At 64.3% G+C, this 19313-nt stretch carries 17 protein-coding genes, 1 tRNA gene and 1 pseudogene; 7 read left to right on the forward strand and 12 right to left on the reverse strand.

Annotated features, from left to right (window positions below; genetic code table 11):
* The first annotated feature begins 7 nt into the window (after positions 1-7).
* Complete coding sequence (locus AB0H43_RS12995) at positions 8-5890, forward strand: RHS repeat-associated core domain-containing protein (RefSeq protein WP_359999497.1); 5883 nt, start codon at positions 8-10, stop codon at positions 5888-5890.
* A gap of 385 nt (positions 5891-6275) precedes the next feature.
* Here the strand turns inward: AB0H43_RS12995 and AB0H43_RS13000 are convergent, their stop codons facing one another.
* Entirely contained in the window at positions 6276-6584 is a 309-nt protein-coding gene (locus tag AB0H43_RS13000; RefSeq protein WP_359999498.1) for a hypothetical protein, read from the reverse strand.
* Between the two features lie 104 nt (positions 6585-6688).
* Between AB0H43_RS13000 and AB0H43_RS13005 the strand changes: the two genes are divergently transcribed.
* Positions 6689-7033: a hypothetical protein gene (locus tag AB0H43_RS13005; RefSeq protein ID WP_359999499.1), complete on the forward strand. Its 345-nt coding sequence runs from the start codon at positions 6689-6691 to the stop codon at positions 7031-7033.
* Positions 7034-7201: 168 nt separating this feature from the next.
* Here AB0H43_RS13005 and AB0H43_RS13010 read toward each other — a convergent pair whose 3' ends face one another.
* Positions 7202-7999 (reverse strand): transposase family protein, encoded by a 798-nt coding sequence (locus tag AB0H43_RS13010; RefSeq protein ID WP_359999430.1) that lies wholly within the window; start codon positions 7997-7999, stop codon positions 7202-7204.
* Between the two features lie 155 nt (positions 8000-8154).
* Between AB0H43_RS13010 and AB0H43_RS13015 the strand changes: the two genes are divergently transcribed.
* Entirely contained in the window at positions 8155-8496 is a 342-nt protein-coding gene (locus tag AB0H43_RS13015; protein WP_359999431.1) for an ankyrin repeat domain-containing protein, read from the forward strand.
* A gap of 54 nt (positions 8497-8550) precedes the next feature.
* Here the strand turns inward: AB0H43_RS13015 and AB0H43_RS13020 are convergent, their stop codons facing one another.
* Entirely contained in the window at positions 8551-9030 is a 480-nt protein-coding gene (locus tag AB0H43_RS13020) for a prolyl oligopeptidase family serine peptidase (protein ID WP_359999500.1), read from the reverse strand.
* 1 nt (position 9031) lies between these two features.
* On the opposite strand from AB0H43_RS13020, the gene AB0H43_RS13025 reads away from it, so the two are divergent.
* Positions 9032-9565 (forward strand): hypothetical protein, encoded by a 534-nt coding sequence (locus AB0H43_RS13025; RefSeq protein ID WP_359999501.1) that lies wholly within the window; start codon positions 9032-9034, stop codon positions 9563-9565.
* A 129-nt stretch (positions 9566-9694) separates the two neighbouring features.
* On the opposite strand, the gene AB0H43_RS13030 is transcribed toward AB0H43_RS13025, so the two are convergent.
* Positions 9695-11008, reverse strand: coding sequence for a site-specific integrase (locus tag AB0H43_RS13030; RefSeq protein ID WP_359999502.1), 1314 nt, complete (start codon positions 11006-11008; stop codon positions 9695-9697).
* A 748-nt stretch (positions 11009-11756) separates the two neighbouring features.
* Between AB0H43_RS13030 and AB0H43_RS13035 the strand changes: the two genes are divergently transcribed.
* Positions 11757-12260 (forward strand): very short patch repair endonuclease, encoded by a 504-nt coding sequence (locus AB0H43_RS13035; RefSeq protein ID WP_359999503.1) that lies wholly within the window; start codon positions 11757-11759, stop codon positions 12258-12260.
* Between the two features lie 183 nt (positions 12261-12443).
* Here AB0H43_RS13035 and AB0H43_RS13040 read toward each other — a convergent pair whose 3' ends face one another.
* From AB0H43_RS13040 to AB0H43_RS13050, 3 genes are all read right to left on the reverse strand, one after another.
* Entirely contained in the window at positions 12444-12641 is a 198-nt protein-coding gene (locus AB0H43_RS13040; protein ID WP_359999504.1) for a hypothetical protein, read from the reverse strand.
* Between the two features lie 58 nt (positions 12642-12699).
* Entirely contained in the window at positions 12700-13596 is an 897-nt protein-coding gene (locus tag AB0H43_RS13045) for a Cfr10I/Bse634I family restriction endonuclease (RefSeq protein ID WP_359999505.1), read from the reverse strand.
* A gap of 182 nt (positions 13597-13778) precedes the next feature.
* Positions 13779-14021, reverse strand: a complete 243-nt coding sequence (locus tag AB0H43_RS13050; RefSeq protein ID WP_359999506.1) for a helix-turn-helix transcriptional regulator — start codon at positions 14019-14021, stop codon at positions 13779-13781.
* A gap of 161 nt (positions 14022-14182) precedes the next feature.
* On the opposite strand from AB0H43_RS13050, the gene AB0H43_RS13055 reads away from it, so the two are divergent.
* Positions 14183-15430 (forward strand): DNA cytosine methyltransferase, encoded by a 1248-nt coding sequence (locus AB0H43_RS13055; protein WP_359999508.1) that lies wholly within the window; start codon positions 14183-14185, stop codon positions 15428-15430.
* 22 nt (positions 15431-15452) lie between these two features.
* Here AB0H43_RS13055 and AB0H43_RS13060 read toward each other — a convergent pair whose 3' ends face one another.
* The 4 genes and pseudogenes from AB0H43_RS13060 to AB0H43_RS13075 all read right to left on the reverse strand — a co-directional run bounded on the left by AB0H43_RS13060 (position 15453) and on the right by AB0H43_RS13075 (position 17179).
* Positions 15453-15749, reverse strand: a complete 297-nt coding sequence (locus AB0H43_RS13060) for a hypothetical protein (protein WP_359999510.1) — start codon at positions 15747-15749, stop codon at positions 15453-15455.
* A gap of 137 nt (positions 15750-15886) precedes the next feature.
* Positions 15887-16433 (reverse strand): annotated as a pseudogene (locus AB0H43_RS13065) (GNAT family protein).
* Positions 16434-16457: 24 nt separating this feature from the next.
* Positions 16458-17033: a hypothetical protein gene (locus AB0H43_RS13070; protein WP_359999511.1), complete on the reverse strand. Its 576-nt coding sequence runs from the start codon at positions 17031-17033 to the stop codon at positions 16458-16460.
* Between the two features lie 70 nt (positions 17034-17103).
* Positions 17104-17179: transfer RNA gene (locus tag AB0H43_RS13075), tRNA-Lys, on the reverse strand.
* A gap of 505 nt (positions 17180-17684) precedes the next feature.
* Between AB0H43_RS13075 and AB0H43_RS13080 the strand changes: the two genes are divergently transcribed.
* Positions 17685-18872: a site-specific integrase gene (locus tag AB0H43_RS13080; RefSeq protein WP_359999512.1), complete on the forward strand. Its 1188-nt coding sequence runs from the start codon at positions 17685-17687 to the stop codon at positions 18870-18872.
* Positions 18873-18884: 12 nt separating this feature from the next.
* Here AB0H43_RS13080 and AB0H43_RS13085 read toward each other — a convergent pair whose 3' ends face one another.
* Positions 18885-19286: a hypothetical protein gene (locus AB0H43_RS13085; protein ID WP_359999513.1), complete on the reverse strand. Its 402-nt coding sequence runs from the start codon at positions 19284-19286 to the stop codon at positions 18885-18887.
* Positions 19287-19313: the final 27 nt, after the last annotated feature.

Genomic DNA, 19313 nt, shown 5'->3' on the forward strand with positions numbered 1-19313 from the left:
CCGACCCATGTTCACCAGCAGGTTCACCAGATTCAGCGCCGGGCCGATCGCTGCGGTGCTGGTCGCGACGTTGATCGTGACCGGATCCCCGGCCGCCGCGGAGGACGGGTTCTCCCGCAGTCCGCAGCCGTTCGACTCCACCGCGGTGGAACCGGTGTCCGGTACCGCGTCGGCCTTCCAGGACGGCGCGGCCAACTGGACCGGCAGTGCCGCCAACGCGGTCGGTGCGTCGGGCAGCGGCGACTGGAGTGCCACCGATCTGCCGCACACCGGTGCGTGGACCCATGGCGGCTCGTCGGGTGGGTTCACCTACAGCTACGGCATGCGGATTCCACCGGCAGCCGGGCCGACGCCCGGGGTGAGTCTGGCGTACTCGTCGGCGTCGCACGACGGACGGACGTCGGGGACCAACAACCAGGCGTCCTGGATCGGCGACGGCTGGAGCTACTCGCCGAGCTTCATCGAACGCACCTATGTGTCGTGTGGCGCCGAATCGGAGGAGGACGGCAATCAGGGCGACGACCCGACTGGCGACCTGTGCTGGGAAGGCGACTCGCCGTCGCTGACGATCTCGCTCAACGGCACCAGCGGCTCCCTGGTGCGCGACGACGAGACCGGAAAGTGGCGCTCCGCCGCCGATGCCAATTGGCGTATCGAGCGGGTGGGCAGTGTGGCCGGCTCGGGAGCGGCGTCGACCGAGCGGTGGGTGGTGACTACCACCGACGGGATGAAGCATTACTTCGCGTCGACCGCGTCGAGCCGGCTGACCGTGCCGGTGTTCGGCAATCACTCCGGTGAGGCGTGCTACAAGTCCGGCGACTTCGAGGGTTCGCGGTGCGACCAGGCGTACCGGTGGATGCTGGACTACAGCGTCGACGTGCACGGCAATCTGCTGCGGTACACCTACGGCACGACCACCGGCCGGTACGCCCCGGCGGTGGCGACCGACTCCACCGCCACGTACGTCCGGGAAGCGTGGCTGCTGAAGATCGAGTACGGCCTGCGGGACGGATCGACTGCCGGTCCCACGGCGAAGGTCGAGTTCACGACGGCCGACCGCTGCCTGTCCGACTGCCGCGACGTCAGTAACAAGCCAAAGAAGGCGAACTGGCCGGACACGCCATGGGATCTGAACTGCGAGTCGAGTACCGACTGTGAGACGTACTCGCCCGCGTTCTTCTCGACCAAGCGGCTGACCGGCGTGGCCACCTACGTCGCCAACGGCACGAGTTTCCGCAAGGTGGACTCGTGGGCGCTGACCCACAAGTTCAAGGACTACGGCGACGAGGAACAGGTCGTGCTGTGGCTGGCCGCGGTCCGGCATAGCGGCCACGTCGGCGGCACCGCGAGCGAGCCGCCGGTCGAGTTCGGCGGCACGTTCTACGAGAACCGCGTCGACCTCGGCGAGGCGTGGCCGGCGATCTGGCGGCCCCGGCTGACCTCGATCAAGAACGAGACCGGCGGGGTCACCACGATCAACTACTCGGAGCCGGACTGCGGCCCCGGCGACATCCCCGCCGACCACCACGCGAACAGCCGCCGGTGCTACCCGGTCAAGTACACCCCGGAGGGGTTGCGCGAGCCGGTCGACGCGTACTTCCACAAGTACGTCGTCCGGTCCATCGCCGAGGCCGACGCCGTCGGCGGTGGCCCGGTGGTGTGGCGCTTCTACGACTACTCGACGGCCGGTGGCGGCACCTCGGCGTTGTGGGGCTGGAACGACGCCGAGTTCGTGCCGAAAGACGACCGCGACTGGAACCAGTGGCGCGGGTACGCCGAAGTCACCACCCGCGTCGGCGACCCGGCCGACGTCGGCCCGCAGCAGCGTTCGCGTACGCGATACTTCCGTGGCTTCGACGGGGACAAGCAGCCCAGCGGCACCCGGTCGGTGAGCGTGACCGATTCGCAAGGCAACACGGCAGTGGATCATCGGTCACTGGCCGGAATGGTGTGGGAGACGGCGTCCTACGACGACACCACCATCATCGGCTCGACGACGACCTGGTACTGGCATTCACGCACCGCTGTGCGTACCTATGAGGGAGGAAAGGTCGAGGCGTTCCTGACCGGCGCCGCGCGAACCGACACGCGGACCTTGCTGGCGGGTTCGTCCTGGCGCAAGACCCGCAGCCAGAACACGTTCGACGCCCACGGGCGGGTCGTGACCGTCGACGACACCGGCGATCTCGCCGTGACCGGCGACGAGAAATGCCAGCGAACCACGTACGCCGACAACGCGACAGCGTGGCTCTACGGCGCGGTGGCGACCCAGCAGGTGGTGTCGGTGACCTGCACCGCGACACCGAACCTTCCGGCGGACCTGATCAGTTCGATACGCGCCTACTACGACGGCAACACCTCCTACACGGTCGCGCCGGCCAAGGGTCTGATGACCAAAGCCGAGACCCTCGACTCGTGGAGCGATGGCGCCGCTGTGTACGCCACCATGGGCACCTCGACGTTCGACGCGCTCGGCCGGGCCCTCACCAAGACCGACGCTCTCGGAGCCGTCACCAAGACGGTGTACACGCCGGCCGGGGCCGGACCGGTCACGCAGACCACGGTCACCAACGCCGTCGGCCATGTCACGACCACCACCATGGAACCCGCCTGGGGTGCGGTGACGAAGACGGTCGCGCCGAACACGGGTGTGAGCACGCTGACCTACGATCCGCTCGGCCGCACGACCGCGGTCTGGACGCCCGGCCGGGATCCGCAGACCGTCGGTGCGACGAAACTGTTCAGCTACAAGGTCTCGCAGACCGAACCGTCGGCGGTCACCACGAAGGCACTGCTGCCGGATGAGACCTACCTGACCTCGATCACGCTCTACGACTCGCTGTCCCGGGAACGCCAGACGCAGGCCCAAACCTACGGCGGCCGGCTGATCTCGCAGACCGTCTACGACTCGTACGGCCGGGCGAAGGTCGAGTCGGGGCCGGTGTTCAACAACCAGTCCGGTCCGACCGGCAAACTGGTGTGGATCTCAGCCACCAACGACGTGTCCCGCACCGAGTACGCCTACGACACGGCCGGCCGGGTCAGCGACAAGATCTTCCTGGTCAAAGGCATTGAACAGTGGCGCACCAGCTACCGCTACGGCGGAAACACCGCACAGTGGATGACCACGACGATCGCGCCGGAGGGCGGGACGTCGACCGCGACGCTGACCGACGCCCAGGGACGAACCGTCGAACTGCGGCAGTACCACGACCGTGGGGCGACCGGCGACTTCGACCCGACCACCTACGCGTACGCGCCGAGAGGGGACCTCCGGCAGGTCACCGATCCGGCCAAAAACATCTGGCGATTCGAGTACGACCTGCAGGGACGGCAGACGGCCGTCGACGACCCGGACACCGGGATCACCCGGCGGGCGTACAACGCAGGTGGACAGCTCACCTCCACGACCGACGGCAACGGCGCTCAGCTTTCGTACGCGTACGACAAGATCGGCCGGCCGACCAAGGTCTGGCAGGGTGCCGCGAACACCGGCAAACTGACGATCGAACGGACCTACGACGGCACCACCCGCGGCACCGGTTACGCGTACGCCTCGACGCACTGGATCGACGGCCAGGCCTGGAAGACCGAAGTCCGTAAATACACCCTCGACGGCAAGCCGCAGCAGATCTACACCTACCTGCCGGCGGCAGCCGGGGCCTTGGCGGGGACCTACTGGGAGTCCTTCACCTACTACGCGAACGGCGCGCCGCTGACGTCGACCGCCAGCGCGGCCGGTGGGCTCGCCGAGGAAAGCATGAACTACTACTACGACGCGATGGGCCAGCCGACCCGGGTGACCGGCAGCGGCGACGACTTCGGCGAGGGCCATGTCTACGTGGACGCGGCCGTCTACTCCCCGTACGGGCAGCTGCTGCAGCGCAAGCTCGGCGACCCCGACGCCGTCGGCGGCACAACCGGGCAAGCCTGGCAGACCTGGATCTACGAGGAGGGCACCGGCCGGCTCAGCGAGTTCTACTTCGACAAGGACTCCGCCGGTTCCGAGACCAGCGGCAACAACGGAGTCGCGGCCCTGTCCTACAAGTACGACGACTCGGGCAACGTCCGGTCCATCACCGACAACCCCGAGCACAGCTCCCCGGCCCTCGACCCGGAGACGCAGTGCTTCCAGTACGACCACCTGCAGCGGCTGACCCAGGCCTGGGCACAAGCCGGTACGAGCGCCTGCGCCTCGACTCCGTCGTCGACCGCCGTCGGGGGACCAGGTGCGTACTGGTCAACCTACGAATACGACCTGACCGGCAACCGGATCGCCGAGACGAAATGGAGCCCCAGCGGCTCGGTCAAGAACCAGTACGCCTACCCCAAGGCCGGCACGGACAACCCGCACCAGGTGACCACCGTGACGCCCGCCTCCGGTGGGGGAGGATCGGCAGCGTTCACCTACGACGCCGCCGGTAACACCACCAGAATTCAGCGCGGCACCGACGTCGACACGCTGAGCTGGACACCGGACGGACGGGTCGCGACGATCGCCAGCACCGAGGGAACAACGAAGTTCTTCGACGGCGCCGACGGCAACCGGCTGCTGCGAGCCGACCCCAACGGCGACCTGACAGCCTGGGTGGCCGGCTACGAGCTGACCTACACCGCCGCCACCGCCGCCGTGGAAGCCACCCGGTACTACGACCACGGCACCGGGGTCGTCGGCCTGCGCGTCGGCAAGGGCGACATCCAATGGCTGGCCGCCGACCACCACGGCAGCGGCCAATGGATCGTCAACGGCGACACCCTCACCGCCACCGTGCGCCGCTACGACCCGTTCGGCAACCTGCGGTCACCCAGCGCCACAGCCTGGCCCGACCAGCACGGCTTCATCGGCGGCATCGACAACACCGACATCGCGCTCACCACCGTCGGCGCCCGCGAATACAACCCGGCCGCCGGCCGGTTCATCTCCGCGGACCCGATCGCCAACTACCTCAGCCCCCAACAACTCAACGGGTACGCGTACGCGTCGAACAGCCCGCTGGCCAAGTCCGATCCGAGCGGACTATATGAAACCCAATGCAGCGCGGGCGTCTCCGGATGCAGCGCCAGCGGCATGGACATCAGCGCCAGCTGCCAAGCCGGCGGATACGCCTGCACCAACAGCAGCGGCGACAACCTCGGAAGTTGCGGGGCGATGGGAACATGCCGCGGCGACGAGGGACTCACCAGCTCCGACACGACCATCAAGATGAAGGGAGGCAACGAACTCGTCATCGCCGACGACGGCATCTACCTCAACGGCGTACCGATCACCGGGGCATCCGACGACCCCTTCGAATTCACCCGCGACGTCATCGACACCATGGAGGAATTCGACCTCTCCAGCAGCGGCTGGGACACCATCAGGGCGCTGTATCTCACCTGCGAAAGCTCCGAGAAGTACGAGGGATGCAACGGATACAGCCGAGCTTTGTCCGACTCCTATGACGTCGCCATGTGCGCCACCGGCGAGGACTGCGTCGACATCGAGTTCTGCAGCGGCAACGACTGCGAGTACGTGAACGCCGAAGATGTTGTCGAAGCGGCACAAGAACTGGAAGGCGGCGGCGACGGATCCGGTGCGTACATCGCCATCGCGACGAGCTTCGGCCTCGTCGGGAGCGGTGGGAACGGCGCATGCTCCGACAGCGAAGTACAAGCAGTGATGTGCGGCCAATCCGGCACGATGGCGAACACCATGCAGGTGATCAACGGTTGCTTCGGCTATTCGAGCACACCCAACAACGACTGTCTGAAGGCGGTCGTCTCGGCGGCGACGTCCACGCTCAACAGCTTCGCCGCGAACATGGCTGCAGGGCGTATGTCCACGAACCCGCTGGGAGAAAATCCCAAGATCTGGGGCAACGACTACTCGGCCAGGGGACGAACCTTCTGACAGGCTTGCTCATCGCGGCAGGTCGCCGATGAAGAGCTCAACGGCCGGGGGGAGTGCTCCATCACGAGAACGCCTCCCGGCCGCGAACTGTGATCCGCGCCGGCCAGAGGGAGCCTCGCCGACGCGCGGATCAGGTTTGCGCCCGGTCTAGAAGATCTCCGGAAAGCAGAAGAGCCGGTCGTCATCGACCGGCTCAAATCTTGGTGCCCCGTGGGCACTCGTGATCTTCCTCGTCCGCGACGACCAGTACACTACTATGCAAGCCCTGTACAGACGTCATCGATTGACGCCGGGCCTCCGGCGTGCGAGCAATTTCCCCACCAGATCGACTCGGCGACACGATATGTGTGCGGCCGCAGGTTTCGCGGACGGGCGCGATCCTGCCTTAGCGCTGACGCCGCCGTTCGACCTCGTAGAGCTCCTGTACGCGTGCCATGAACGAGTCCGGCACGACACCGTGCTTACGCAGAATCCGGCGGTCGTCGGGGCCAAGTTCCCGAGCGGCGTCGTCAACGGCGAAGGCGTACGCCTGATGCCGATCGTCGGCGAGGTCCTGGGCCATGTCCGCGACCACGCCGAGACGGCCAGCGCCGAAGATGCGCAGAAAGATGGACGGACGCGTCTTGGCACCGATCTGGTCACGCACCGCCAGCCAGCACAGCCGCTCATCGGTCAGCCCGTATTCCGCGTCCACGGAGGCACTTAACTAAACCCAGCCGACAGTGGCAAGAACGCAAACCCGCGGCAGTGGCTTGCCCTGCCTCGCACGCGCCGGAGGGACTATGATGTCCTGCCCGTATGGAAGCTGACAGTGCCGAGCGGTTCGTCTCCATTCCCTTGACGCGCGCAATCGAGGCCGCCCGGGACTTGGAGAACATCGTGATCTCACTGGACCGGATCGGCTCACATATCGGCAGCGGCACCGCCGATGCTCAAACGCTTGACCGGTTCATGACCGAGTGGCTCGTGGGCCCGCGCCTGTCCCGGGTCCGTATGGATCTGTGGAATGCGGTTGCGCGGGAGATAGGCGAGGAAGCGGTCGAGGAGATCGCCGAAGCGGTGCCCTGTTTCCCGGAGCCGGTTCCTGAGGAGGTCCTGGCGCTTGACGAGCGTCTGCGTCGCCTGAATGAGCAGTGGCAATGACGTCGCGTCACGGTTGTACGCACGTGATCCATGTCGGGGCAGGCGTTGATCCTTTGCGGGAGCGCTTGGTGATTTTCAGCGCTTGCAGTTGTACGGGTTTCCAGCAGCAGCACCGATTGCGATACGGGTCCCTGGCTCGGCCTCCGTTGGCGCGGCTAAGTGAATAATTCATGAGGCGAACGTCGATGTCCGGTAGATCTCCAGGTTCGTGATCGCGGCGAGCGTCGCTGCGAAGTTGGCGGTCAGTCGGCGGTAGCCGGTGGCGAGGATTCGCCAGTTCTTGAGGTGGGCGATGCACCGTTCCACGCAGGCTCGCTGGGAGGCGATCAGCTTGTTGAACTCGCGAGCGTGGACGCCGAGCAGGTCTTGGCCGGTGCGCCGTTCGGGGACGAGCAGGCCCGTGCCGGTGTAAGCGGTGTCGGCGAATCCGCCCGGTCCGCCGTCGGCATGCAGACGGCCTGCGAATCGCGCGGCCAGGCCGGATTCTCGCCAGGCGCGGGCGTCGTGCATCGCGCCGGGCATCGGGTCACCGGTCATGATCAGTCGGCCGCGCCAGGAGGCGACGACCTGGATGTTGAACCCGCAGCGATGTCGTTTCCCGGAGTACATGCCAGACGTGTACGTGTTGGCGCGCCGGTCGCCGATCGGCGCGAGGAACCCGTCGACGCGCACCGTGGAACGCAGCTCGCGTTCGGCGACCCGTTCAGCCAGCGGCGATAACACGTCGGTGAGGATCGGGATCAGCATTGTGATCAGACGGGAGATCGTGGGCTGGGAACAGCCGAACAGCTCGGCAAGCAGGCGCTGGGGAAGATTGTGGCGTAGGTACAGCAGGACGACGAGCACCGATCGGTGCGGGTCCAGGGCGCGATGGCGGTGCGCCCGCCACACTCCGCCATCGGTCAACTGCTCGACGAGGTGGTCTACTTGATCGGAGGCGAGGCCGGTCATATTCTCGACGCGCAACGGCCGGTCTCCGCTTGTTACGGTGGTCCACACAACCCCGGTGATCTACGCGCGACCGGCCGTTGTGTCCACATGCGACAGGTTACATCTTGATCACTGCGGCTGTCGGCTCTCGCTCGACGTCAGCCCGATGAGTCACAGCGAGGAGCAAGGCGGTGGACGTCAGTCCGGCCCATCAGGCCGTCGAGATGGGCTTGTCCAAGGAACTCTATGAGCTGCTCAAGGCCGGCGCGGATGTGCACGAGGAGCATGACGGCCTGACCCTGCTGCACCACGCGCTGGACGTCGAGATCGATGCGGTTCGGCAAACCGGTGCAGAGTTCCACGCCGACATGACCACGCTGCTGTTGTTGATGGGTGCCGACCCGACGCGCCGATCGCATGGCGGCCGAGGGGTGAGCTCCGAGCATGTGGCGTTCGTGGAGGGCCACTGGCTCGCCTTGCTGCATTTCGAGGAGTGGAAGCGCGCGCATCCCACATCGACGCTCGTCTCATGAATAACGCACTAAGCCTCCGGTGTGACCGGGATCTGCGAAGCGCTCCTACCGCGTTCACCCCTGGGTTGCGAGGGTCTGCCACAGGAATTGGATCTTGAGGGCGTCGTTGTGTGCTTGTTGCTGGTGGTCGGCCGCGGCGGCGTGGCCGCCGTCGGTGTTTTCGTAGTAGGTGACGTCGTAGCCGTGTTCGGTGAGGCGGGCAGCCATTTTGCGGGCGTGGCCGGGGTGGACGCGGTCGTCGCGGGTGGAGGTGATCAGTAGCAGCGGTGGATATTTCTGGCCGGGTTGGACGTTGTGGTACGGCGAGTATTGGGACAGGTAGGCCCAGTCTTCGGGGTTGTCGAGGTTGCCGTATTCGGCGGTCCAGGAGGCGACGGCGAGCAGTGCGTGGAAGGTGCGCATGTCCAGCAGCGGTACTTCGGCGATGATGGTGCCGAACAGGTGCGGCCCATCAGCTCGGGGAGTATGAATGCGAACGGCAATGAAATGGCATCCGCGTCGACGAGTCCTTGCGGCCGTGTTTTCAATCGTCATCGTGCTCGCCGCGTGGCAAGCGACCTACACCATCGCCAACCAGCCGCCGTTCGGGGCGGACGACGTAGACGTCAACGTCACCTTTTCCCTGACCCAGACGAACGGGCTGAGCCAGGATTGTGCCGAGATTGGGCTAAACTGCGGGAGTTGCAGCAAACTGGGCACGGCTGGTCAGGCCATTCTGGCGACCGTGACGCTTAACTTGCCTGCCTCGGCTCACCAGCATCCGGGGCACTTCTACCTAGTACTAGTTGATGCCGATACACAGCAACTTGCGACAGGCATGCTTGGACCTGGCGGTGAGGGACTAAGTCTTCGACTCACTCCTGCTCCAGAACAATGGCTCGCTCCGCTCGAGACGACCGACGCATCCGAACAGGCTGCCCTTCAAATCCAACCTGACAGCCGTGTTCTTTCGTTCGCGTCGGCAATCATGAGTCGCGCCGGTGCAGTGACCTACCGTCTAGCCCTCGGACTGATCTATAAGGGCGAAAACGGGCGACATATTGGGCGAAACGAGGCGATGGCGTTGTAAACATCCGGCATGACCATTGAACGGCCCGTTGACGACGACGCCCTGTGCGCAGAGGCCCGTTCATCAGCGGTGGCGCACAGGCCGATAGCCCGCGAGTAGTAGTCCACCGACACGGCCGTCGTGCTGGATTCAAGCTTGAGAGCTGCCGGCCTCGGGCCGTCGCTGAGCTGCATCGAGAATCATGCGGGCTGTCGCCTGTGCCTGTCGGTTGTCGATGTCGGACAACACGCTGATGTAGATCTTGGCGGTGGTGACCGGGCTGGAGTGGCCGAGCCGCTCCTGGACGTACTTCAAGTCGGCTTGGGCTGCGAAGGCCAAGGTTGCCGCTCCGTGCCGCAGGTCATGCAGGCGGACGGGTGGAAGTCCGCTAGTTCGGACGGCCTTGAGGAACTGGTGGCTCATCGTGGAGGGTCGCATCGGACGGCCGGCGATCGTGGTGAAGACGCGGCCTTCGCTGTCGTGCCGCCAGGCGAAGGACTTTTGATCCTGCAGGTCTCGATGCTTCTGGAGGACGGCGATCGTCCCGTCGTCGAGCGTGACGGTTCGCTTGCTGGTAACGCTCTTGGGTGGCTGTCGATGGATGCGTCCGGCTATGCAGATGGTCTGCCGGGCGACGGTCAGTGTCTTGTCTTCCACGTCGATGTCGCACCAGCGCAGGCCCGCCAGTTCGCCGCGACGTAGTCCGCATAGGAGAGCGACCCACCACAAGGCGAATGTGCGGGTCTTGCTGGGTGTGCGTGAAGAACTCGGCGACGTGGCGGACGTCCCAGACGGCGACGGTGGGCCGGATACCGTCGACGCGCCAGTTGCGTTCGCGTCGTTCGGTCCAGAGCACGGCATGGCTCGAGCTGGGACGTGGTGGTCGTGCCGCGGCGGCGACGTTGCTGGTGATGAGTCCGTCGCGAACGGCTGCGCCGAGGGCGGACCGCAGCGTTGCGAGAGTCCGCCGTATAGTCGCGGCCGAGATGAGCTCGCCATCGGGGCGCTGTCGTCCTGACAAGACCTCAGCGCGCTTTGGACCTGCCGGGTGGTCAGGTCGGCCAGAACGAAATGCCCGAGGTTTGGTACGAGGTAGAGGCGAACGTGCTGGGCGTAGCTGTTGACGGTGGTGGGTCGCAGGACGTCACTGATGTCGACCAGCCATTGGCGCGGCCAGCGCTCAAGCGTCCACACCTTGCCTGCGGCGAGACCCGACGGTTGGTCGAGGACCTGATCGCGTGCGGTGCGGGCTTCGGCACAGGTGGCGTATCCGCCGCGGCGTAGGCGCTGGCGTCGGCCGCGTTGCGTGGGGAGTTTGACGGCGAAGTACCAGGCGCCGTGCCCAGGATCGGTCAGCTGTGGGCAGAGGCTGCCGCTACGGCGACCCGTTGCCGGGTTGACACAGCCGCAGCGTTTGAACAGGTTCTTGTCGTCGTGTCCGGGGGTGTCGAGCAGGGTCTTCATGTCAGACTCCTTCGATGGCGGCTCAGGCAAGCCGGTCGTTCGAAGGACTGCCAGATCGTGTGATGTTGTCGCAGATGTCCGCCGATTCACCCGCAGGACGGACCGGTGGGGCCGAGACAAAGATGGGGAGCGATCCCGGCGAGCGTCCCTGACCTGGGAAGACGTCGACGAGCGGGGGCGGCGCTGGGCGAATGAAGTCCGCTGCCGCGCCGGACCGCCCGGTTAGAGTGCTGGTGATGGCGTTGACCGTGATAGCTGGGGCGGCCTCACACTGGCCCCACAATGATCAAAGCCGTATAGTCAATCGACTATACGGCCTCGTCATGCTAGGTGCGCCGTGGTCACAAGAACGCGAACCGCCATCTGTTGATCATCGGCGGCCCGTTGCCCGTACGACCTGTCGAGTCGACGAGACGGTCAAGCACGGCGAAGCCTTCACCAGCATAAAGCCGTTCGCTTTCTGTAGCACTCGGGCACCGCAGTTACCGAACACGAGTCGGTTGCACAGGTCGCCGGGCCACCCGCTTCCGGTGGCCCCTGCACGAAGAGGCACTGAAGCGTAACGTGGCCCCAGCCCAAGCAGCCGCGCCTAGCCCAACAGCCTAGTCGCCGTCAATGCCTGCGGCGCACCCTGTCACGATCAGTTAGATAGATACACAAAAGATCATATATAGAATCGCTGCTACCGTCAGCCCAACGTCGATCTGGTCAGCCTGTCGTATGCGACGGATGTAGAATCCGGCAGATCATGAGTGACCCGTCAGCAGATGCGAGTTGGGCGCCCCCGGAAGGTTCGTGGGCTTCATCCGCCGCGAACCGGCGCAGCATGCTGGGCAACCGCAACCGCGACACCGTTCCGGAGAAGGCTCTGCGCTCGCTGCTTCATGCGGCCGGCTTGCGGTACCGCGTGGCAGCTAAACCACTTCCTGGCATGCGCCGGACTGCTGACGTGGTGTTCGGTCCAACACGTATCGCTGTATTCATTGACGGATGCTTCTGGCACGGATGCCCGGACCACTTCGTCCCCCCGAAGACGAACCCCGAATACTGGCGGGAGAAAATCGCCAGAAATGTGCAGCGCGATCGGGACACCGACCAACAGCTTACGGCTGCCGGGTGGCTTGTGCTGCGCTTCTGGGAGCATCAGTCGGCAAGGGAGTGCGCGTCCGCTGTGCATCATGCAGTCGTCTCACGCAGGGTCCTGACCCGCAAGCGCATAGGCGTGGACGCCGACAGCGCTGCAGAGGCGTGAACTCGCCGCCCCCATGTCGGGCGAACGTCCGCTGAACCCGAAGACGTTTCCACGGGGCGGCTCGCACAGCACTGATGCGGTACTGCCGGAGTGGAAGTTCCGCGGCACCGCACGGTCCTCCGGGGAGGACCCCGCTGCCTCTCTCGGCGGTCAGCTCAGGCGACACCTTCACCCGTCACTGCATCAGTCCCATTTGTGGCCCGTTGCCTTTTCGTAGCTTTCTCTTAGCTTCTCAAGCTTCTGTTCATCCTCTTCGCATTGGACCCCATAATCCGATAACCACTTGATGTCGACAAGCTCTTCAACAGACAGGCTGTTGAACCAATCCGCTCCTTCCTTGCTCCATCCGGATTCGCCATCAAGTTCGCTGGACCTTCCCATACTTGCTCCCTTCAGGGCATGGTGGTGCGGTGCTAGGTGGTCAACAGACCCGAGAGGTTCATTTTTCGCGCAGTTCAGGCACGCCACGGGGCCGAGGCAGCTGCATGCCCTCCCGAGCTCCAGGGGTGGCCGCCACCAACTCCATACGACCGTTCAAAAACTGAATAAACCGTTGTACTATCTGGGTAGCATTAGCAGGTTTGTAGAGCTCGCGAACGGCCCTGTGCGCCTGATCTGTTCCGGCGGAATGAATTGACGCAGCTTGATAAATTCGTTCTGCCCCCGTGCCATCAGTGGTCAACGCATGAACCTCAAACTCAACGCGTGGAGCTCTGAGATGGCCTTCCAACAAAAACTGCATCACGTTCGCCTCATAGAGCGGTTGGTAAAGTCGATCAGAGCGGAGGCTGCTCTTGAGTGCCATAGCCAAGATGATCTCTCCTGGCTCGACCTTCCCCTCAACTCGTCTATGGGCAGTGCCCAAGACCTGCTGTGATTGCCTTGACAAATTAGTCAACGGCGATCGCCAGAACAGGTCTTGTTGCGACTCATCCGGCAACACGACTATTGCGATGTCCGGCGTAGATGTAGGCATCGTAAGCGACTGCTTCGCGAGCTTCTCCCGAATCCTTCCGATCTCCTCGCGCGCATTTGGCACGAGTAGTCGTACCCAGTCGTAACGCCTCGGCAGGTTGAGGACGGCAATCTGTCGTCTAGCAGATGGCAAAATTGACGGCCTTGCATAGCGAGGAGATGTCGGCCAGCCGTTACCACACATGAAATTGTTCCAATGCGCAGCCGTCTCCCAGAGAATCGCAGACGTTACCACTTCATAGATGTCGCCGGTTACCTTCGCCTCAGCATTTGACTTGACGATAAAGTCCGGACCAAAGAACAGGCGGCCTTCATCCATTGCGTTTAGAACGGGCTGTTTCGCAACCTCGGCAAATGGCATTCCGTTCAATCCAGGGGGCCCCCACCCGGGGACACTCGAGTCGAACGTGTAAGCCAACATGTTCTGCTGAGCAAGGCGGAACTGGGTGTCCCTTCCCCGTACGGGCGCACTACGCAAGTCCTCGACTAAACGCTCAGCCCTGGGAAGAGCCTGCGTCGAGACCTGGCTAAATCGAAATGGCACTAGGGGGTCTCCTCCGCACGAATGACTAGGTCCGCGATGCTTACGCCGAGCGCCGCGGCCAGGCGCTTTTGCGTTGTCAGCGTTGGATTACGCTTGCCGCGTTCCAGGCCGCTAACATACGTTCGGTCCAGTCCAGCTATCGCCGCCAAGCGCTCTTGGGACATGCCAAGTTCAGTGCGCGCCCTGCGCACGGCGAGCCCGAACGCGGCCAGCAGGTCGCTCGTCGGCTCATCTTCGGTCACGGAAGCAAGTTAGCCCGCTGTAGACGATGAGACCACGGAACATAAGTCACATCGCCCTCGATGTTGACACGTTATGTAGACTATAAGTCACATTCACCGGTGGTCCCTGTTCCGTCAGAGCCCACCTGTAGTTTTACGGCAGCGTCGAAGAGGAGTGGCGAGTGGCAAGATATACAGCAGTGTCACTGTTTTCTGGCTGTGGAGGGTTCTGTGAGGGCGTACGCCTGGCGGGCTTTGATGTGAAGGCGGCAGTCGAATTCGACCGCTTTGCGGCCCAGACGTATCGTGCGAATTTTCCAGAAGTCGCATTATTTGAAGGCGATGTGCACGACTTCTTGGCTCCCGACTCCGAAGTCTGGTCGAACGAAAGAGAGCGGTTCGCCGCTGTGGCGCCCAATGAAATCGACATGCTCTTCGGTGGTCCGCCGTGCCAGGGGTATAGCCAGATTGGCACTCGTGTACTTGACGATCCACGGAATGAGCTCTACTTACAGTTCATCCGGGTGCTGAAAACACTGCGCCCACGAATCTTCATTATGGAAAACGTGCCCAACATGCTTCTCCTCGGAAAGGGCAGATTTAAGCGCGAGGTCCTAGAAGCGTTCTCGGCGGCGGGCTACAGCAATTCCGGAGTCCAAATACTCGCGGCATCCGATTACGGTGTTCCTCAAGTCCGGAAGCGGGCCATTTTTGTCGGCGTACGAGACGGCGAGCGTCTCGATATTCCGGTTGGGGATTTTCTCGCCGGCGGACTTAAGAATGAAGAACAGCCCGTACAAACTGTGTGGGATGCTTTAAGAGACCTTCCAGAAGAGACAGCTGTCCACTACGAGTCGTTGCCATATCCGCGCCCCACTGTGCGCCGCGAGATTTTGGATGAAATGCGCCTAGACCGCGATGGACGCTGGTACAGCGCCGCGTCAAAGAGCGCCTCTGCAGGAGGCAAGCGCCGACTACATAATCATCACACTAAAGAGATTCAAGATCGCCGGAAGAAATTGATAGCACTGCTGAAGCCGGGCGCCAAGGGCGATACGTTACCAAAGGATGTCTGGAACGGCCTTCGCCCCGAGAAGTGGCGGAGGCTTCCGGTTGATCGCCCTGCATACACGATTCTGGCGCAAATGCACAGAGATTTGTCGGAGTGGGTGCATCCCCGCTTTGAGCGATGGATCACGGTCCGTGAGGCTGCCCGGCTACAGTCCTTCCATGACGGCTTTGTATTCCACTCCAGCGAGTGGCAGATGCTTAAGCAAATCGGGAACGCGGTGCCGCCACTGCTGGCGCGCGCAGTCGCATCGGTCGCCCGGCAAGTTCTCGAATCCTTGGACGACCCGGATTGCAATATTCCGCTTCAGCGTCCCTATCAAGGTGACTTACTGCACGCCTTAGCACACGCGCGGCCCTAACGTAGTAGCAGCCGCGGCCGGGTCAGCACTCGGCGTCGCAGCGGGGCCAGGTCGTGGCGTCGACGGCGAAGTCGGGGCGCCAGCCGGTGGGACGGGCTGACGCAAGGGTGTCACGTGGCTGGTCGGCGTCAATGACGCCGTCGGCTAGGGCCGCGAACGCGCTGCAGTGTCCGCGCCTTGCTGTGCCGACCAGGGCAGGTGCGCGATCGAGGATCGGGCAGCTGACCGCGTCGAACAACTCGAACAGCGCATCGGGCCAGCGGCTGAAGCAGTCGTACTCGTCGTTGCGGAACCGTCGAAGTTCACTCTGGTCACCCACATCGGGCAGGGTGATACTGCTGGTAGCGGCCATCGCGGCCCTCCGAGTGAGCGGGGAAGCTTACTCGGAGGGCCGCGATGGCCGCTTCTCATTTCCTACCTCGAGGGACAAAAGCCCAGCTCACATTGAACGGAAAGCTAAGGCGACGGATCGTGTCCTTCATTAAGCAACGCGTACAAGAGGGAATCCCGCCACAAACCATTGGCAAAGACGTGATCACGCATGCGGCCCTCGTGCTCGAAGCCGAGCCGCTGCAACATCGCTTGAGACGCGGCATTGTCAGGTCCGCACGCTGCTTGAATTCGGTGGAGGCCGAGTGTCTCGAACCCGAATGCGAGCATGAGCTTGGCTGCTTCGTACGCGTATCCCTGTCGCCAACGGTCCTTACGCAGCGCATAGCCCAGCTCGCCGCTGCGGTGTCCGCCGAGCCCGATGCGGATGAAGCCGATCAGCTCGTTGGTCGGCCGGTCGGCGATGGCGAGGTAGTTATTCCGGCCGTGGCTCGCACTGTGCTCGTGCGATGTCAGCGGCGAGCCGTTCGGCCTGTTCTTCGCGGGTGCGCGTGTCGAAACTGAGCGAGTCGGTCACGTCTGGGTCGCCGACGACGGCCATGGAGGCGTCGAGGTCGCGTTCCTCAAACTCGCGCAGGACGATCCGCTCGCCCTCGATCCGCACGGGGTACACGCGCTGACTCTATCCAGTCGCGCGTCAGGCGGTCAGTGCTGCTGCGGGACGCTGGCTGAACGACTCGATCTCGTCGCGCAGGCCGCGGGCGATGGTGGAGTCCTTGTACCGACGGTCGCGTAGTGCGGTGTGGACTCGGCCGACGCTCGCGACGATGCCGCCGATCCGCAGTTCACGGCCGTAGTCGAGAACTGGGTCGAGGGCGTCCCGCGCACCGTCGAGCTGGCCTTCGTGGATGCGGGCGAGCGCGAGTTCGGCTCGGGTGCCGGCCTCGTCGGCGAAGGCACGGCCCTCGGCGTCGGCGGACTCGTACAGCTCCAGTGCCTGTGTGGCCTCCCTGGCGGCGTCGGCGTGCAGGCCGTTGAGGTACACGTACGTTCCGGCGGCGTAATAGTGCTGCTTGGCCTGCGGGAATGCGAATAACCCACCGATTCCGTCGAGATCATCTACCTGGAGGCGCTCGCGGTGACCGGCCGCGCGAACAAGCGCCGCTCGCGCCTCATTGATAGCGTCGAGCTGCGCCCACGCGCGTGCCTCGGACGAGGCCAGCCACGTCGCCGAGATCCAGTTCCACGGAACCCGGCTGATCCCGGTCTTCAAGGTCCCGGAAGAGCAACAGAGCCGGTCGAAAACTCGACCGGCTCGTCTGTGGTTCGCGCAATGGAACCTGTGGTGCGCCGCCAGGGACTCGAACCCCGAACCCGCGGATTAAGAGTCCGCGTAGATCAGCCCATGCTCCGCCGCGCGGCTGTCAAGAGCCGCTGTTTGAGACTCTACGACCGCCGCACTCTTCTGTCAACAAAGGAGCTTTGACCTGCGGTTTCGTCACCGGATCGGCGTATGCGGCGTTGCGGCGCTCGCTGAGGGTTGAGATGACGGAGTTGGCGCGCCTGCCGCCCTGTGCCACCGCGTACCTTCCCCGTACATCGCATACGAGCACACGGCGAGCACACGGGTCCCGCCGTCCTCCGGGGTCGGCCTGGCGTTAACTGACGTCGGTCTACATCGGTTTGCCAGGATCCTTTCCGGTCAGCCCAAGGTGCCCGCCATAGCGTGAATCACCTGGTCAGTGTTTCTGTCACACCCCCGCAGAGGTTCGGCGAGGCGGTGAGAACCATGGCCGCGATGGAGACCGGGGAACCGGCGGGCATCTACCGGCGGTGTGGCTGTAAGGATCCGGCTACTGGCCGGCGGCGGGGGAGGCGTTGCCCGCGGCTGGCAGATCCAGATCACGGGACCTGGTACTTCGCGGTGCAGGCGACCGACCCACGCGGCCGTCGGATCCGGTTGCGCCGCGGCGGCTACGTGTCACCCGCCGCCGCACAGGCCGCGCAGGCAGCGGTTGCCGATCACGACCTGCAAGAGCGGTTCGGCGAAGTCGCCACAGTTCGCGACTGGCTGTATGAGTGGCTGGCCTCCATCGAGGGCACCGTCCGTCCAACAACCTGGCAGACGTACCGGTCGCACGTCATCGAACATCTGTCGCCCGGCATCGGCCGCATCCCGCTGCAGGAGCTGACCACAGGCAAGATCCAGCAACTGTTCGATGGCTTGGCCACGCGGGTCAACCGGTACGCCGAGTCCCTGGCTCCGGCGACGTTGCAGCGGATCCGGGCCACGTTACGCCGCAGCTTGAACACCGCTGTCCGTGAGCGGGTGCTCCAGCGGAATCCGGCGCTCGGCCTCGTTCTACCTGCGGCGCGCAGGCCGCGACCGACGGTGTGGTCGCGTAACCGGGTCGAGGCATGGCGGCTGGACGGGTGGCGTCCCGTGGTTGGCGTGTGGAGCGTCGATCAGCTGGCCGAGTTCCTTGATGGTGTCGCGGATGATCCGCTGTACGCGTTGTGGCATCTGGCCGCGCTGACGGGCCTGCGGCGCGGGGAACTGCTCGGCCTGAGGTGGATCGACGTCGACCTGGAATCCCGGGAGGTGACCGTGTGCCGGCAGCGGGTCGAGATCACCGGCCAGGTCCTCGACAGTCTTCCGAAGACCGACGCCGGCACGCGGACCATCGCCCTCGACCGTGACACAGCCCAGGCGCTGGAACGTCACCGGTCGTCGGAGTGGTCGTCACCAGCCGCTGACGACAGCGTGTTCTGCTGGCCCGGCGGAAGACCATTGCGCCCGGACTGGCTCACCCACCGGTTCGCCGAGCTGATCAAGGTGCTGAAGCTGCCACCGATAAGGCTGCACGACCTACGTCACGGCGCGGCTACCCTCGCCCTCGCTGCAGGCGCCGACGTCCGGGTCGTGCAGGAGATGCTCGGCCACACCAACTACGCCTTCACCGCCGACACCTACATCAGCGTGCTGTCCGCGCAGAGCCGCACGGCGGCTGACGCTGCCGCGGCCGCTGTACGCGCCGGGCGTGCTGGTCGCAAGTTGTCTGGCGTGAGCTTTGCTAGGACGGCCGGGTTCGGTGTCAGGCATGCTCGATGAGCGGAGTGACTACTACATGATCGGCGCGGCGGTGTACACGAATTCCTTGCCGCCTCGGTTGGCGACGCTGGTCTGGCGTCGCCGCACGACGGCCGCCTCGACGAGCCGTCTGAGCCGGTTGTTTGCGTTCTGCGCGGTGATCGAAAGCGCGTCTGCGAGGTCGTTCGCCTTGAACTCTCCAAGGGCAAGCGCGACTTGGAAGGTCTCTTCCAGTGGTTCGGTCCGGCCGAGGAGGGCTGGTCGCCCGTCATCGACGGTGACGGCAATCTTGTCGCGTCGCTCGAGGCAGAGGTCGACGGTTTCCCGGGTTTCGTCGTTAAGGCCGCGTATCTGCACTGCTTCGGCTTTGACGTCGCCACTTGCCAGCGAATCGTAGAAGCGTCCGAGTAGTTCGTCGGCGAAGCTGATTGTCATGGCTTCGATGCTGCGGAGGTCAATGAT

The organism is Hamadaea sp. NPDC050747, from assembly GCF_040654195.1.
In the GTDB taxonomy this organism is placed as follows: domain Bacteria; phylum Actinomycetota; class Actinomycetes; order Mycobacteriales; family Micromonosporaceae; genus Hamadaea.

Bases quoted from the DNA above. Each gene is read 5' to 3' on its own strand.
- AB0H43_RS13020 (WP_359999500.1), bottom strand. From the start codon at position 9,030: ATGACGATTGAAAACACGGCCGCAAGGACTCGTCGACGCGGATGCCAT.
- AB0H43_RS13005 (WP_359999499.1), top strand. From the start codon at position 6,689: ATGGAAGCTGACAGTGCCGAGCGGTTCGTCTCCATTCCCTTGACGCGC.
- AB0H43_RS13030 (WP_359999502.1), bottom strand. From the start codon at position 11,008: ATGAAGACCCTGCTCGACACCCCCGGACACGACGACAAGAACCTGTTC.
- AB0H43_RS12995 (WP_359999497.1), top strand. From the start codon at position 8: ATGTTCACCAGCAGGTTCACCAGATTCAGCGCCGGGCCGATCGCTGCG.
- AB0H43_RS13045 (WP_359999505.1), bottom strand. From the start codon at position 13,596: ATGCCATTTGCCGAGGTTGCGAAACAGCCCGTTCTAAACGCAATGGAT.
- AB0H43_RS13085 (WP_359999513.1), bottom strand. From the start codon at position 19,286: ATGACAATCAGCTTCGCCGACGAACTACTCGGACGCTTCTACGATTCG.
- AB0H43_RS13035 (WP_359999503.1), top strand. From the start codon at position 11,757: ATGAGTGACCCGTCAGCAGATGCGAGTTGGGCGCCCCCGGAAGGTTCG.
- AB0H43_RS13040 (WP_359999504.1), bottom strand. From the start codon at position 12,641: ATGGGAAGGTCCAGCGAACTTGATGGCGAATCCGGATGGAGCAAGGAA.